Source organism: Anaerococcus cruorum (assembly GCF_046365495.1).
In the GTDB taxonomy this organism is placed as follows: Bacteria; Bacillota; Clostridia; order Tissierellales; family Peptoniphilaceae; genus Anaerococcus; species Anaerococcus cruorum.
Genome location: NZ_JBGMEH010000008.1, coordinates 60,460 through 74,760, shown reverse-complemented (window position 1 = coordinate 74,760; position 14,301 = coordinate 60,460). Strand labels below are relative to the sequence as shown.

Annotated in this window: 15 protein-coding genes; 3 read left to right on the top strand and 12 right to left on the bottom strand. The window is 33.1% G+C overall.

The window, feature by feature from the left end; all coding sequences use genetic code 11:
• Positions 1-7 precede the first annotated feature (7 nt).
• From rsmA to metG, 4 genes are read right to left on the bottom strand one after another with little or no spacing between them, the layout of a single operon-like run.
• Positions 8-844 carry a 16S rRNA (adenine(1518)-N(6)/adenine(1519)-N(6))-dimethyltransferase RsmA gene (gene rsmA, locus ACCQ40_RS07625; protein WP_410033258.1) on the bottom strand — a complete coding sequence of 279 codons (837 nt, stop codon included), beginning with the start codon at positions 842-844 and terminating at the stop codon, positions 8-10.
• Entirely contained in the window at positions 841-1,371 is a 531-nt protein-coding gene (gene rnmV / locus ACCQ40_RS07620; RefSeq protein ID WP_410033257.1) for a ribonuclease M5, read from the bottom strand. Before rnmV ends, rsmA begins: the two co-directional genes overlap by 4 nt.
• A complete protein-coding gene (locus ACCQ40_RS07615) occupies positions 1,368-2,129 on the bottom strand; it encodes a TatD family hydrolase (protein ID WP_410033256.1) in 762 nt (253 codons plus the stop codon). The genes rnmV and ACCQ40_RS07615 overlap by 4 nt, the downstream gene beginning before the upstream one ends.
• Positions 2,129-4,078: a methionine--tRNA ligase gene (metG, locus tag ACCQ40_RS07610; protein ID WP_410033255.1), complete on the bottom strand. Its 1,950-nt coding sequence runs from the start codon at positions 4,076-4,078 to the stop codon at positions 2,129-2,131. The genes ACCQ40_RS07615 and metG overlap by 1 nt, the downstream gene beginning before the upstream one ends.
• A gap of 584 nt (positions 4,079-4,662) precedes the next feature.
• On the opposite strand from metG, the gene tyrS reads away from it, so the two are divergent.
• Positions 4,663-5,913, top strand: a complete 1,251-nt coding sequence (gene tyrS, locus ACCQ40_RS07605) for a tyrosine--tRNA ligase (RefSeq protein WP_410033254.1) — start codon at positions 4,663-4,665, stop codon at positions 5,911-5,913.
• A gap of 40 nt (positions 5,914-5,953) precedes the next feature.
• Here tyrS and ACCQ40_RS07600 read toward each other — a convergent pair whose 3' ends face one another.
• The 8 genes from ACCQ40_RS07600 to ACCQ40_RS07565 all read right to left on the bottom strand — a co-directional run bounded on the left by ACCQ40_RS07600 (position 5,954) and on the right by ACCQ40_RS07565 (position 11,728).
• Complete coding sequence (locus ACCQ40_RS07600) at positions 5,954-6,271, bottom strand: hypothetical protein (protein ID WP_410033253.1); 318 nt, start codon at positions 6,269-6,271, stop codon at positions 5,954-5,956.
• Between the two features lie 104 nt (positions 6,272-6,375).
• Positions 6,376-6,900 (bottom strand): serine O-acetyltransferase EpsC, encoded by a 525-nt coding sequence (gene epsC / locus ACCQ40_RS07595; RefSeq protein WP_410033252.1) that lies wholly within the window; start codon positions 6,898-6,900, stop codon positions 6,376-6,378.
• Positions 6,893-7,804, bottom strand: a complete 912-nt coding sequence (gene cysK / locus ACCQ40_RS07590; protein WP_410033251.1) for a cysteine synthase A — start codon at positions 7,802-7,804, stop codon at positions 6,893-6,895. Before cysK ends, epsC begins: the two co-directional genes overlap by 8 nt.
• A gap of 273 nt (positions 7,805-8,077) precedes the next feature.
• Positions 8,078-8,629, bottom strand: coding sequence for a DUF3793 family protein (locus tag ACCQ40_RS07585; RefSeq protein WP_410033250.1), 552 nt, complete (start codon positions 8,627-8,629; stop codon positions 8,078-8,080).
• A gap of 2 nt (positions 8,630-8,631) precedes the next feature.
• Complete coding sequence (locus ACCQ40_RS07580) at positions 8,632-9,063, bottom strand: flavodoxin (protein WP_410033249.1); 432 nt, start codon at positions 9,061-9,063, stop codon at positions 8,632-8,634.
• A 127-nt stretch (positions 9,064-9,190) separates the two neighbouring features.
• Positions 9,191-9,343 carry a FeoB-associated Cys-rich membrane protein gene (locus ACCQ40_RS07575; protein WP_394011106.1) on the bottom strand — a complete coding sequence of 51 codons (153 nt, stop codon included), beginning with the start codon at positions 9,341-9,343 and terminating at the stop codon, positions 9,191-9,193.
• A gap of 10 nt (positions 9,344-9,353) precedes the next feature.
• The gene (feoB, locus tag ACCQ40_RS07570) at positions 9,354-11,504 is read right to left on the bottom strand and encodes a ferrous iron transport protein B (RefSeq protein ID WP_410033248.1); all 2,151 of its coding nucleotides are present in this window, start codon (positions 11,502-11,504) and stop codon (positions 9,354-9,356) included.
• Positions 11,501-11,728, bottom strand: coding sequence for a FeoA family protein (locus ACCQ40_RS07565; RefSeq protein ID WP_394011104.1), 228 nt, complete (start codon positions 11,726-11,728; stop codon positions 11,501-11,503). The genes feoB and ACCQ40_RS07565 overlap by 4 nt, the downstream gene beginning before the upstream one ends.
• Positions 11,729-12,119: 391 nt before the next feature.
• On the opposite strand from ACCQ40_RS07565, the gene ACCQ40_RS07560 reads away from it, so the two are divergent.
• Positions 12,120-12,503 carry a hypothetical protein gene (locus ACCQ40_RS07560; RefSeq protein WP_410033247.1) on the top strand — a complete coding sequence of 128 codons (384 nt, stop codon included), beginning with the start codon at positions 12,120-12,122 and terminating at the stop codon, positions 12,501-12,503.
• Complete coding sequence (locus ACCQ40_RS07555) at positions 12,493-14,301, top strand: acyltransferase family protein (RefSeq protein WP_410033246.1); 1,809 nt, start codon at positions 12,493-12,495, stop codon at positions 14,299-14,301. Before ACCQ40_RS07560 ends, ACCQ40_RS07555 begins: the two co-directional genes overlap by 11 nt.

Genomic DNA, 14,301 nt, shown 5'->3' with positions numbered 1-14,301 from the left:
TACCCATTTAGGATAATTCATTAGTTAAATTTATAAAATCATCGATAGATAAATTTTCTGCCCTAAGATTTTCTGCCAAATCAACTTTTGCAAGGGCCTCTTTTAATCTATCCTTTTCTACTACATCTGATAATGAATTTAGAATAGTCTTACGTCTTTTATTAAAGCCTGCCCTTACTAATTTAAATAGTAGGTCTTGGTTGACATTTTCATCATAAATTCTTAGTTTCAGATTTAAAATAGTTGAGTCAATCTTTGGTTGGGGCATAAATACTGATTTTGGCAAGTTTGTAATAACTTCTGCCTCAGTATAAAATTTTATAAATACCGATAATGAACTGTACTCTTTGTCAGATTCACTTGCAACCATGCGCTCAGCCACTTCCTTTTGGACCATAATAGTCATATCATCACAAGGAAGACCTGTTGTAATTAGCATTTCTATAATAGGGGTGGTGATGTAATAAGGTAGGTTTGATACTACTTTAAAGCTTTCCCCATCAAATTCTTCTTCTACTAATTTTTTAAGGTCAGTTTTTAAAATATCTTGGTTGATTACTTTTGCATTATCAAATTCTTCTAGGTTTTCATCAAGTATGGGTATTAGAGTCTGGTCTATTTCTATGGCAACCACTTTTTTTGCAAGCTTTGCCATTTCATAGCTAATAGTTCCTATACCTGGCCCTATTTCTAGGACATTTTGATTTTTTATATCTGCGGCATCTACAATTTTATCTACAAAATTTTTATCAATTAAAAAGTTTTGGCCAAGTGATTTTTTGAAGTTGAAGTCATAAAGGTCGATTATTTCTCTAACCACTTTTGGTGAATATAGTTTTTTCATAAAGTTTCCACCGCCCTTTCAAATTCCTCGCGGCTGATGGCAAAAGAATTTAGTTTACTTAAAAGCTGCTTAGAATTATAATAGCCAATGCCTAAGATATCTCCAAGTTTCTCTCTTTTTTCTTTGGCACCCTTTCCTATCGAAAGACCATTATTTACCAAATCTGCCATGACAAATTCATTTCTTTTTTCAACCGTTTCTGCTTTTGCATTATTTAAAGCTTCTATAATAACCTCAGGGTCAGCATTTTCTACACCAAGGTCATTTTTCTTTATGGCAAGCTTTCTGTCTATATAGGCGTGCTTGGCATCTGGGATGTGCCTTGCAATTTTTTCTCTAATTTTTTTGCCAGCATGGTCTGGGTCTGTAAGGATAATAATACCTGTGCGTTCATTTATTTTTTCTAAACGGTCTATCAATTCTTTGCCAAAGGCAAGGCCATTAGTTGCAATTATCTCACAATCAACAGCTCGTTTTACATTGGCTATATCATCTTTTCCTTCAACAACTATAGTTTCTTTTATCATAGGTTAAAAAACTCCTTGGTATTGTTGTAGGTCCTTTTGGCAAGCTTATCTATTTTCATATCTCGCAATTCTGCAACAACTCTAGCAACTTCTACTACTCTACGAGGATCATTGCGAAGGCCACGATAAGGCTCTGGGGTTAGATATGGACTATCTGTTTCTAGCATAAGCCTTTCAATTGGCACATTTCTTGCTGCATTTTGCTCATTTGTACCATTATTAAAGGTTACTACTCCCCCAATTGAAATATAAAAACCCATTTCTATATATTTTTCTAGCGTTTCTAGGTCATCTGAAAAACAATGGATTTGAATTTTTAAATCTTGGAAGTCTTTTAAGATCTCTATTACATCATCCTTACTGTCTCTAACATGGATTACAGCAGGTTTTGCTAATTTTCTAGCTAATTCTAGTTGGTGGATAAAGATTTCTTTTTGGCGGGCTTTATTATCATCTTTCCAATAATAATCAAGGCCTATTTCGCCAATAGCAACTACTTTTTCATTTTGAGCAAGTTTTTCTAACTCATCCAGGTCTTTTTCAGTAATTTCATCTACTTCTTCTGGGTGGATGCCTGCCATGGCATAAATATTATCATATTTTTCAGAAAGTTCTATTGCCATTTTACTATCAGCTAGATTTGTAGCAGGATTTATGATTGCCTTTATACCAAAATTAGACAGGTCATTTAAAATAAATAACCTGTCATCATCAAAAGCTTCATCTGTAAGGTGGCAGTGTGAATCTATTAATCTCATTAACTAACCTTACTTCCTGGTTTCATATCTTTAAGAGTTGTTAAAAGTGATAGGTCATCTTCAAAATCACTTGCTAAAATCATGCCTTGGGATTCGATTCCGCGCATTTTTCTTGGGGCAAGGTTTTTGACAACTATTACATTTTTATCAACTAAATCACTTGGTTCATACCATTTTTTGATACCAGAAATAATTGTACGAGGATTTTCTTCCCCCACATCTATAGTAAAGACTAAAAGTTTGTCAGCATCTGGGTGTTCTTTAGCTTCAAGAATTTTACCTACAACCATTTCAACTTTAGTAAAGTCTTCAAAACTTATTTCTGCCTTACTTTCTTCCTCTTCTTTTTTATCATCGCTATTTTTTAGTCTTTGGGCGATTAATTCATTGTTACGGTCGTGAAGTTTTTTAAGCTCTACTTCTACATCTAATCTATCAAATAGGTTTGCTCCCTTAGTAACTTTTGCTCCTTCTTCTAAAAGACCAAATTCTCCTGCAGATGCAAAACCTTTATTGTCTGTACCAAGTTTTTTAAGAATTTCTTTGCTGGTATTTTTCATCACTGGCTCGATTAGTTGAGCAACTATTCTTAGTGACTCTGCTAGGTTATATAAAACTGTGTTTAATCTATCCTTGTTAGCTTCATCGCGGCCTAAAATCCATGGTTCAGTTTCATCTACGTATTTGTTAGCACGTCTGATGAATGTCCATACAGTTTGTAAAGCTTCATTAAACTTAAAGTCATCCATTTGGCTTACAAAGTCATCGTAGGTTGTTTTTGCAAGGGCCTTTAATTCTTCATCGTAAGTATCAGTTTCACTTCCTTTAGCAACTAGACCACCATTATATTTATCTATCATTGATGTAGTTCTAGAAACTAGGTTTCCTAGGTCATTTACTAGGTCAGAATTATATCTTTCCATATATTTTTGACTAGAGAAATTTCCATCTGATCCAAAGTGGAACTCACGAAGAACAAAATATTTTAAAGCATCCACACCGTAAAGTTCTACAAGTGGTTCTGGGTACATAATATTTCCTTTTGACTTACTCATCTTATCATTATCAAAAAGTATCCAACCATGGGCAAAAACTTTTTCAGGAATCGGTAAATCAAGGGCCATTAAAAGGGCAGGCCAGATAATAGTATGGAATCTTACAATATCTTTTCCTATTAAATGCACACTTGCAGGCCAGTATTTTTCAAATTTCTTTTTATTATCCCCATAGCCAATTGCAGATAGATAACAAGATAGGGCATCTATCCATACATAAACCACATGTTCGTTATCAAAAGGAACATCTACTCCCCAATCAAAAGTATTTCTTGTAACTGAAAGATCAGAAAGTCCTTTATCAATAAAGTTATTTAGCATCTCTTTTTGTCTAAATTGTGGTTCAAGGAAGTCTGGATGGTCTTTAAATAATTCTTTTAGCTTATCTTCATATTTTGATAGTCTAAAAAAGTAAGTTTCTTCTTCTTGGTATTCTACATCACGACCACATTCTGGACACTTACCATCAACTAGCTGGCTTTCAGTCCAAAATGTCTCATCTGGTGTACAGTAATACCCCTTGTACTCACCTTTATAGATATCCCCTTTTTCATAAAGTTTTGTAAAGATATTTTTTACATCTTCCTCATGTTGTGGATCGGTAGATCTAACAAAGGTATCATAGTCAATTTCAAGTTTTTTCCAAAGTACTTTTGTTTCATCAGCTATGATATCAACAAATTTTTGAGGGCTAGTACCATGAGAAATTGCAGTTCTCATGATTTTTTGCCCGTGCTCATCAGTGCCTGTTACAAGGTAGGTGTCATAGCCATTTAAATTTTTGTATCTTTTTAAAACATCAGCAATTATTGATGTGTAAGTATTTCCAATATGCAGGTTACTATTAGGATAGTATATTGGAGTTGTTATATAATAAGGTTTTTTTTCTGTCATAAGCTATCCTTTCTTTTAGAAAATATATAAATATATCATACTTCAAATCTTATAATACTCATAGTTAAGTATTGATTAACTTTTACATTTACATATAATGTAACTAAAAAGGAAGCCATAGGATATGAAAAAAGATATAGACACCCACAAAAAGCAATGACCGTACTATTTTCCATATCTGCTCTTATCCTAGTACTTGGAAACAGGTTTTTAGCAGGTACTGACTATTTCATTTCGCAAGTTATTGGATACATATTAATTATTTATAGCATCTATTCTGGAAAAATATTTAGTAAAAAATTGGGAACTATTTTTATTATTTGCTATAGCTTAATGCTAATAGCAGAAATTGGCTCCTTTGTTAGCACCTATCTTAATTGAAGATTTATCAAAACAAAGGTATATTAAAACTAATTAAATAAAACTTGATAATGAAAACCCAGTAAGGATTTATATCCCGAATTACACTTTCATTGAGTTTAACACTATTCTTTGTGTAAAAGAAACCGAGTATAAAAAGAGGTGGTACCGCAGATTTCTGCCCTCTTATACTCTTTTTTTATGCCAATTTTTAGGAGGAGATTATGAGATACACTTACGAAAAAGAATACGACAATGTTTTTGATGAGCTAGTAGAACGTGGCTACTACGAGCAAGCTACTGACGAGGCTGAACTAAAAGAAAAATTAAAAAATGAAAAACTAACTTTTTATTGTGGTTTTGATGCAACTGCTGATTCACTAACAGTAGGCCATCTTATCCAAATTATGGTTATGATTCGTATGCAAAATTACGGTCACAAACCAATTGCCCTTTTAGGTGGTGGAACAACTCTAATCGGTGACCCATCTGGTCGTTCTGACATGAGAAAGGTAATGACAGAAGAAACAATTGATAACAACGCAGAAAGATTTTATTCTCAATTCCAAAGATTTTTAGAATTTGGCGAGGATGCAGCCATAGTAGAAAACAATAAAAAATGGCTTACAGAACTAAAATTTCTAGAATTTTTACGCGATGTGGGTAACGAATTTTTAGTAGGAGAAATGCTTAAAAAAGATGCCTACAAAAACCGTATGGCAGCAGGTGGACTAACATTTTTCGAATTTTCCTACATGCTTTTACAATCCTATGACTTTTTAGAACTTTACCGCCGCCACAATTGTACTTTAGAAATCGGTGGATCTGACCAATGGTCAAACATCATCGGTGGAGTAGACTTAGTTCGCAAAAAAGAAAATGACAAAGCCTACGGTATGACCTTCTCCCTACTTACAACTGCAGATGGGGTAAAAATGGGTAAATCTCAAAAAGGTGCAGTATGGCTAGATGAAGAAAAAACAAGCCCATACGAACTTTTCCAATATATGAGAAATGTTGATGATAGGGATGTTACAAAATTCTTACTCCAACTTACTTTCCTACCAACTGAAGAATGTAAAAAGCTAGGCTCTGCAACTAATGCAGCAGATATAAACCATGCCAAAGAAGTACTAGCATTTGAAGTTACAAAACTAATCCACGGTGAAGAAAAAGCCAAAGAAGCTCTAGATGCAGCAAAAGCACTATTTGCAGGAAAGGGTAACGAAGATGCTATGCCAACAACAGAAATTTCAAAAGCTGATCTACCAATTGGTTTATTACAACTAATGACAGATGTAGGGCTTACTCAGTCAAATGGTGAAGCAAGAAGACTTATCAAACAAGGCGGAGTTTCTATAGATGATGAAAAAGTATCTGACCCAAGCCTTGAAGTTACAGAAGATTTATTTAAAGATGATAAAATAATAATCAAAAAAGGAAAGAAAAATTTCCACAGAATACTTTTAGGATAAAAATTTAAGGGGCGAACTTGCCCCTTTTTTTGTTGTAAATTTATTCATAAATGAAGTAATTATGAAACACAAAAGTTATAAGGGCTAAAATTATCCCATCCATTATTGGACTTGCTGTAAGGTAAGTTAAATTATGAGTATCTCTAAAAATAACTGAGCCTGACAAAATTATCATTAGCAGAAACAAAAAGATGTTACCATTTCTCTTCATCTTTAACTTATCATTATAATATAATCCTGCTCCAAGTATTATCAGTAATGGAATAGTATTTTTAAAAACTATCTGACTTTGATAAAGCAAAAAATAAAGCAAGATACCAAATGCGAAAAAAAATGCAAACTGAGTTTTCTTTGCCATATAAACCTCCCTTTATCTATCCTCTTAACATTTTATACCCCACAAATTTATATAAAAAAACTTCTAAATAAGAATTTAAAGTCTCACTTAGAAGTTTTTAAAAATCATTTATTTTTTATAACCCTAGCAGGAGCACCTACTGCTGTTGCATTGTCTACCACATCTTCTAAAACAACTGCATTAGCCCCTATTTTTACATTATTACCTATGTTTATAGCACCAAGGACTACCGCTCCTGCGTCTATCATAACATTGTTTCCTACTGTTGGGTGTCTTTTGCCTTTTTTATTTTCAACTGCACCTAGGGTTACACCGTGATATATTAAACAGTCTTCGCCTACTTCTGCAGTTTCACCAATTACAATGCCCATGCCATGGTCGATAAATGTTCTTCTGCCTATTTTTGCTCCAGGATGGATTTCTATTCCTGTTTCTATCCTAGACTTATAGGCGATTTCATCTGCTTCATATAGATTGCCTAAAAGCCACAATTTGTGGGCCCTAAAGTGACTTAAAAGTGCTTTAATCCCTGGCGAGTAAAGAATGGCTTCTTCTTTACTTTTTAGTGCTGGATCTTTTTTAAGGGCAGCTTCTAAAAGCTCTTCTTTATATTTTTCATAACTAATCATTAGGATATAGGTCTGTAGATAGGTATCTTTCTCCTGTATCTGGCAATACTGTTACCACTGTTTTGCCTTCTCCTAGTTTGTCTGCAATTTCTATAGCACCTACAACATTTGCTCCTGAAGATATACCTACTGCAAGAGCCTCATCTTTTGCAATTTGTCTGCTCATTTTTATTGCATCATCGCTTGATACGCTTACAATGTCATCTACTACATCAAAATCTAGATTTTTAGGGATGAAGTTACCACCTATACCTTGGATTTTGTGGCCTGCTGCTTCACCACCTGATAAGAGTGGACTTTCTGCTGGTTGGATAGCATATACTTTTATATTACTATCTTTTTCTTTTAATTTTCTACCAACTCCTGATACTGTTCCGCCGGTACCAACTCCTGCTATAAAGGCATCTGGTGTTATTTCTGCTAGTATTTCTGGACCTGTGGTTTCATAATGTGCTTTAATATTTGCAGGGTTTGAGAATTGGTCTGGGAAGAAATATCCTTCTTTTTCTGCTAGTTCTTTTGCCTTATCTACTGCTCCTTTTAAAGCTCCTTCTGTTGTTCTTATAACTTCTGCGCCGTAAGCTTTTGCTAGTTTTTCACGTTCTTCACTCATTGATGCAGGCATAGTTAATATTAATTTATATCCTTTTGCTGCTGCAAGCGCTGCAAGAGCTACACCTGTATTACCACTTGTTGGCTCTACAATGGTATCACCTGGTTTGATTTTTCCAGATTTTTCTGCTTCTTCTATCATATAAAGGGCGATTCTATCTTTTACAGATCCTGCTACATTATTTTTTTCTACTTTTACATAGATATCAGCTCTACCCTCTTTTTTTAGGGAATTTAGCTTAAGTAATGGAGTATTTCCTATCAATTCTTTAGCATTGTTTTTAATAGTCATATTCCTCTCCTTTTATTAATATATTTGTAGTTAAATATACATAAACTTTCTGTGCGCTACCTATCTATATCATTATAGTCAAAGCTAGGTATTATGCAAGTAATATTAAATTAAAAAGCAACCATCCTAGATTTGCCAGGTTTGGTTGCTTTTTTTGAGTAATTATAAAATTACTTCGGTATGTTTACGCATTTATCTACCAAGTCTATATTTTTTTTAGGAGATCTTGCATGAACTTGATAGACTTTAGAATAATTGTTAAAATAGATTTACTTATGAAGTATCTATTTCTACTAATTTCATAAGTTTATACTTATTTCCATTAGCCTCTATATAGATACGTCGAATCTTATCATATAAGTTAAATAATTTACACTTATCTTCCTTACCTTTATAAACTTTCCAATAACCACTATAAAGGTAATTTCTTCCTTTATTTTCAATAAATCCCTTTACATCATCATAGGGATAACCGAGAATCAAGCCTATTTCATGTGGAAATTCATCTTCTAAAAATCTCTTTTTTAAGCAGCTAGTACAAGAATCGATATTACTTATATCATAACCACAAGTTTTTAAAAAACACTTTGTCTTTTCATAACTAAGAGATTTTTGCAATAAATCTTTTCTAAAACATAAAATTGAAGATGTTCTCTCTCTTTTTGCTATAATATGAAAATAGATTCCGTACTTATTAAAATCATCATTCCAAGTTTCAATAAGCTTATCCACATCATAAACTATATTAGATACAGTAAATAAGTTTGATGGTTTGATATTTGCTAAAACTTGGCTACAATAAAGGGATAATAACTCGTATCCCATCTTTATAAGTGTTTGATTAGCTCATCTGCTAAATCATGACAAGATTTGATATCCCCATCTGTTGGACTATCGTATACAGCAAGACCGTCTGCTGCCAAATTAATATTATGCTTTTTGCATCTTTCTTGCCAGTTTAGCATCCATTGTCCATCATTCCATTCATATGAACCAAATATTACTACTGGCTTACTATCTAATTTGCTTTCTACCGATTCAAACATAGGTTCAAATTCACCATCTTCTAATGATTCATCTCCCATAGCTGGGCAACCAAAGGCAAATCCATCGTAATCAGCTAGCTTTGAAGCATCAAATCCACTTGCTTGATATATATCTATATCAATTTCTTTTTCTTTTAGTCTATCTACTATAGCATTTGCCATTTCTTCTGTGTTACCTGTTCCTGACCAATAAATTACTGCTACTTTTGACATATTATTTCTCCTTTTCTTTTTTTATTATCAAACTATACAATAGTGATAATCAATATCATAAATTAATTAAAATTTTTTGAAAGCCCGTAATAATTTATACGAGCTTTCATATATTTTCTAGAAACTCTTATATTTTATTTTTATTAAATCCCTTTTTAGGATTATGACCTGGGCAATCCTTACATCCACCTACTGCATCATCTTTTATAAATCTATTATAAACAATGTATGAGCAAAGTAGGATGATTAGGATTAAAAGTATCCATGATTGTATATTCATATAATGCTCCTTATGCAAGTTCAGTCCTATATGACTTATTTTCTTTAATTTGGTGAGATGGTCTAAATATTAGGTATAAAAGACCTATAAAACAAATTCCTGCTATTAATGTTGCTGTTGTAAGTTCCCCATAAGCAATATAATTGGCAAATTGATAAAATATAAAGCTTATTACCCATGCAAATCCCATTTGATATGCTACTGTAAGGGCTGTCCACTTGTTATCTCCCATTTCTGTCTTGATAGCACCAACTGCTGCAAAACATGGCATACATAGCATATTAAATAATAGGAAGGAATATCCTGCTATAGGGCTTCCTATAGCTCCACCAAAGGCAGTAAGCAGTGCTCCACTTTCTTCTGTAACTTCTGCTCCAAGTTCTAGTAATACTCCCATAGTTGATACTATGTTTTCCTTTGCAATAAAGCCTGATATGGTAGCAACAACTGCTTTCCATGTACCAAAACCAAGTGGCTTAAAGATAAAGGCAAGAAGGGAACCAAGTACTGCTAGGATTGAGTCTTGTGAATCTTCTGCTACTAGGTTTAAACTAAAGTCAAAGTTCATTAAAAACCATATTAGAACTGCAGATAGTAAGATAACTGTTCCTGCACGTCTTACATATGATTTTGTCTTATTCCATACATCTGTAAGCACAGACTTGCCTCTTGGGGCATGGTATGGAGGTAGTTCCATAATAAATGGAGATGGATCTGATTGGAGTGTCTTAAATTTCTTTAAGATGACCCCGCTTGTTATGATAGCTGCTATACCAATAAAGTAAAAACTAAAGGTAATTAGGGCCCTGTTTTTTGGGAAAAATGCCCCAGCTATAAGGGCTATTACCGGAAGTTTAGCTGAGCATGGCATAAAGGATGTAGTCATTATAGTAATCCTTCTATCCCTGTCATTTTCTATGGTACGGGATGCTTGGATCCCTGGTACTGCACATCCTGTTGAAATCATTGCTGGTATAAAGGACTTACCTGATAGGCCAAATCTACGGAAGAGCCTATCCATAATAAAGGCAACCCTAGACATATATCCAACATCTTCAAGGATTGAAAGTAGGGCAAATAATACCATCATTTGTGGTAAGAATCCTAATACCGCCCCAACACCTGCTATCATACCATCAGTCACAAGACCGATTAGCATTTCATTTATATTTATTGCTTCTAAAAAGCTTGCAGACGCTGGTACTAGAGTATCTCCAAAAAATCCATTTACAGCGTCAGTACCAAGGGTTCCAGGTGAATACTTAAATACTGATAGGGAATAAACTAAAAACATCACTAGGGCAAAAATAGGAAGTCCCCATAGCCTTGATGTAACTATATTGTCTATTTTTTCTGTGGTAGATATTTTTGGTCCACCCTTTTTTAAAACCCTATCTTCTAGAGCATCAAGTCTTTCATAACGTTCATTTGTAATGATTGACTCAGCATCATCATCAAAGAATTTCTCGCAAGCCTCGCGAATTTTATCTATCTCTTCCTCATCTTCTTTGGATAGGCCAATCCTATCTATCATGGCCCTATCATCTTCAAAGGTCTTTATAGTATAAAATCTTCTAAGGTCCTTTTCTACATAAGGGTCTATTATATTTCTAATATCAGCAAGCTTATTTTCTAAATCATAAGAATATTCTAGGGGTATTGGATAATAAATATTATCCTTAGCATGGTTAATCTCATTGATTAATTCATCTATCCCTTCTTCCTTGCTTGCTACTATCTCTACTACAGGACACCCTACTAGCTCACTTAGGGCATCTTTATCAATATCATCTCCCCTATCCCTTACTATATCTACCATATTTAGTGCAAGGATTGTAGGAATACCTAGCTCTATAAACTGGCTGGTTAAGTATAGATTTCTTATTAGGTTTGATCCATCAACTAGGTTTACTAATAAGTCTGGTTTTTCATCTACTAGATAGGTTCTAGCAACCTTTTCTTCTAGGGTATATGGTGATAGGGAATAAATACCAGGTAGGTCTTGGAGAATTATATCCTGGTGACCTTTTAGATTTCCTTCCTTCTTATCAACAGTTACTCCAGGCCAGTTACCTACTCTTTGATTAGATCCTGTCAGAGCATTAAAAAGTGTAGTTTTACCACTATTGGGATTGCCCGCTAGGGCTACTTTAAAACTCATACTTCCTCCACTAAGATATTTTGTGCATCATGTCTTCTAATAGTTAGTTCAAAACCTCTTAGGCTTATTTGGATAGGATCTCCTAAAGGAGCTACTTTTCTTACAAAAACATCCGTTCCTTTGGTAATACCCATATCCATTATTCTTCTTTTTATGGGACCTTGCCCATTGATTTTTACTATCTTTAGATTTTCGCCAACTTGCGCTTCTTTTAAAGATTTCATAATTTCCTCCGTGACAACTAATTGCGTATATGTAAGTAGACTATAGCTACTTAATTTCTTAAAACAACAGTTTTTATATTTTATTAAAATATTTCTACAAAACCGATGGTCTTTTAATGTGATTAAAGTATAACACATAAAGTAATGATAATCAATATCATATTATAAAAATTTGTAATAATACTAATACACGAAAACTTGTATATATCAACAAATAAACTTACTTTACTCATATTTATAATTTAGAATACGCAAAATTTTCAAAATATTTTTTATAATCCCAATATTTTACAAAATTATTAGCTAATATTTAAAAGTTATATTATAGGCAAGCTATCTACAAATTTTAAGTTTTTGATATAATATAAACAGAATATATTGAGAGGATATTATGGAAAATAAAAAATTTATTTCTTATATGGGTTTAAGTCTTGTTGGTTTGATGGCTATATCCCTACTTTACTTTGTAAGTAAGGGGCCTAGTAAGGATGTCAAAGACTATAAAATTGATGATAATACCTACTACACCGGTACTGTTAGGGAAAATAAATTAGAGGGTGAGGGTATATTAACAAGTCCTGATGGTATTTATAAGGGTTCTTTTAAAAACTCAAGATTTGATGGGTCGGGTGGCTTTATAAATGATGATTACACCTATGTGGCAAACTTTAACCATAAATCTGGTAATAGTGATATAAAAATAAAACTGAAAAATGACAAAGTTTATGAAAAAACTAGTGATGGTTTTAATGAGGTAGAAAAAAATGAAAATTAAGGGTTTAGATTTTCTAAGAGTGTATGCGATGATTTTAGTTTTATGCTACCATTACTTCCCTGCTGCTCTGCCTGGCGGATTCCTCGGGGTTAGCATCCTATTTGTCATCTCAGGTTTTTTAATCAGCTACCACTTAATTGATGAATTATTTGAAACTGGAAATATTGATTACAAAAAATTTTATACCAAACGTTTTGTTAGGATATTTCCAGCCCTTCTTTTAATGATGTTTTTATCTACCTTATTTGTTCCTAGCATAAATGATGATTACAGTGTAGGGTTTTTTGACCAATTTTTAGCAGCCTTTACCTTTAATTATAATTTCTATGAAATTTTACGAGGCGGATCCTATGAAGGTCAATTTATCAGGGGGATTTTTATGCATACCTGGTCGCTAGCCTTAGAAATTCATTTCTATCTAATATGGCCATGGGTTATGGGTTTTTTATATAAAAAGGCTAGGCAAAAACGCGCTATAAAACGCAGATTTTCCGATTTATTTTTACAAATCACCTTTTACTTAGCTATTATAGGTTTTGTTTTAATGTTCATTTTAACCCTTATTAAAAAAGTTGATACAGGTATTGTCTACTTTTTTGACCTCACACGTATGGCTTCTTTTATGCTAGGTAGCTTTTTAGCAAGTTTTGTAAAAAGATTTTCCTTTAAGAAAATTCCTTATAATAAACCAACTTTGGTGGGCATTGGTCTTATATTTTTAATGGCTCTTACCATGACTTATGATAGCAAAATCACCTATATTTTAGGATTTTTACTTACAGATCTTATAACAGGATTTTTAATTTTAGTAGGTTTTGCCAATCCAAATCTTATGGAAAATAAATTTGTTAGTAGGCTTGCTGAATATTCCTACGGTTTTTATATCTTCCATTGGCCAGTGTGGGTTTTGGTAAGCAATTTTAATAAAACTAGCAAGGGACTTATAATAGCAATTTTAGTTACCATAATTTTAGTTTTATTTAACCACCATGTTTTTGAACCTATTTTTAAAGGTAAAAACTTAATTCCTCTTAAATACATGGATAAAAAATATGAAATAAACTACAAAAAATACGGTATTCTTTTCCAAGCCAGCCTTATTTTTATGATTATCACAAGCTTTTCTCTAAGTTATGCTATAGGAGATAATGCTGGTGCCATGATGAGTTTAGAAAAGCAAATCTTAAAAGAATCAGTAAATCAAGATTTAGAAAAGATAAAACTCGACAAAAAAGAACTGGATAATTTTATAAATAAAAATAATAGTGAATTTGTAAAAGAAGCTAAAGAAGAAACTTCTCTAACTCTAATCGGAGATAGCGTAATGCTGGGGCCTCGTGAATATTTAGCAAATAATATTTCCAATTTATATATTAACGCCGAAGGCAGCAGACCGCTAGAAGATGGGGCAAAAATTATAGCTGAGATGGAAAATACTGGCAACCTAGGTGATATTGTAATCCTTGCCCTAGGGACAAATGCAGAAAAATCTCCGATGTCAAGTCTTAAAAAAATTATAAATGATTTTCCAGAAGGTAAAAGGCTTATACTTGTGACATGCTATGACAACAGATATCCACAGCCTCATCCAGTAAGTCAAGCTATGCAAGAAATAGCCAAAAAATATGAATTTGTAACCCTTATGGAGTGGGAAGACTATGCTATAAAAAATCCAAGCTTTTATGAAGGTACCGACGGAGTTCATTTTTACGGACAAACTAAGGCCTATGAAGCTTACTTAAAGTTACTAAATGAAGCCATTGATAAGTCACTCTTAAATACAGCGAAAGGAGACTAA

Coding starts and splice junctions, on each gene's coding strand:
- ACCQ40_RS07600 (WP_410033253.1), bottom strand. CDS start 6,271: ATGGCAAAGAAAACTCAGTTTGCATTTTTTTTCGCATTTGGTATCTTG.
- ACCQ40_RS07565 (WP_394011104.1), bottom strand. CDS start 11,728: ATGAAATCTTTAAAAGAAGCGCAAGTTGGCGAAAATCTAAAGATAGTA.
- feoB (WP_410033248.1), bottom strand. CDS start 11,504: ATGAGTTTTAAAGTAGCCCTAGCGGGCAATCCCAATAGTGGTAAAACT.
- ACCQ40_RS07585 (WP_410033250.1), bottom strand. CDS start 8,629: ATGGGATACGAGTTATTATCCCTTTATTGTAGCCAAGTTTTAGCAAAT.
- ACCQ40_RS07555 (WP_410033246.1), top strand. CDS start 12,493: ATGAAAATTAAGGGTTTAGATTTTCTAAGAGTGTATGCGATGATTTTA.
- metG (WP_410033255.1), bottom strand. CDS start 4,078: ATGACAGAAAAAAAACCTTATTATATAACAACTCCAATATACTATCCT.
- ACCQ40_RS07575 (WP_394011106.1), bottom strand. CDS start 9,343: ATGAATATACAATCATGGATACTTTTAATCCTAATCATCCTACTTTGC.
- ACCQ40_RS07615 (WP_410033256.1), bottom strand. CDS start 2,129: ATGAGATTAATAGATTCACACTGCCACCTTACAGATGAAGCTTTTGAT.
- ACCQ40_RS07560 (WP_410033247.1), top strand. CDS start 12,120: ATGGAAAATAAAAAATTTATTTCTTATATGGGTTTAAGTCTTGTTGGT.
- epsC (WP_410033252.1), bottom strand. CDS start 6,900: ATGATTAGTTATGAAAAATATAAAGAAGAGCTTTTAGAAGCTGCCCTT.
- ACCQ40_RS07580 (WP_410033249.1), bottom strand. CDS start 9,063: ATGTCAAAAGTAGCAGTAATTTATTGGTCAGGAACAGGTAACACAGAA.
- cysK (WP_410033251.1), bottom strand. CDS start 7,804: ATGACTATTAAAAACAATGCTAAAGAATTGATAGGAAATACTCCATTA.
- rsmA (WP_410033258.1), bottom strand. CDS start 844: ATGAAAAAACTATATTCACCAAAAGTGGTTAGAGAAATAATCGACCTT.
- tyrS (WP_410033254.1), top strand. CDS start 4,663: ATGAGATACACTTACGAAAAAGAATACGACAATGTTTTTGATGAGCTA.
- rnmV (WP_410033257.1), bottom strand. CDS start 1,371: ATGATAAAAGAAACTATAGTTGTTGAAGGAAAAGATGATATAGCCAAT.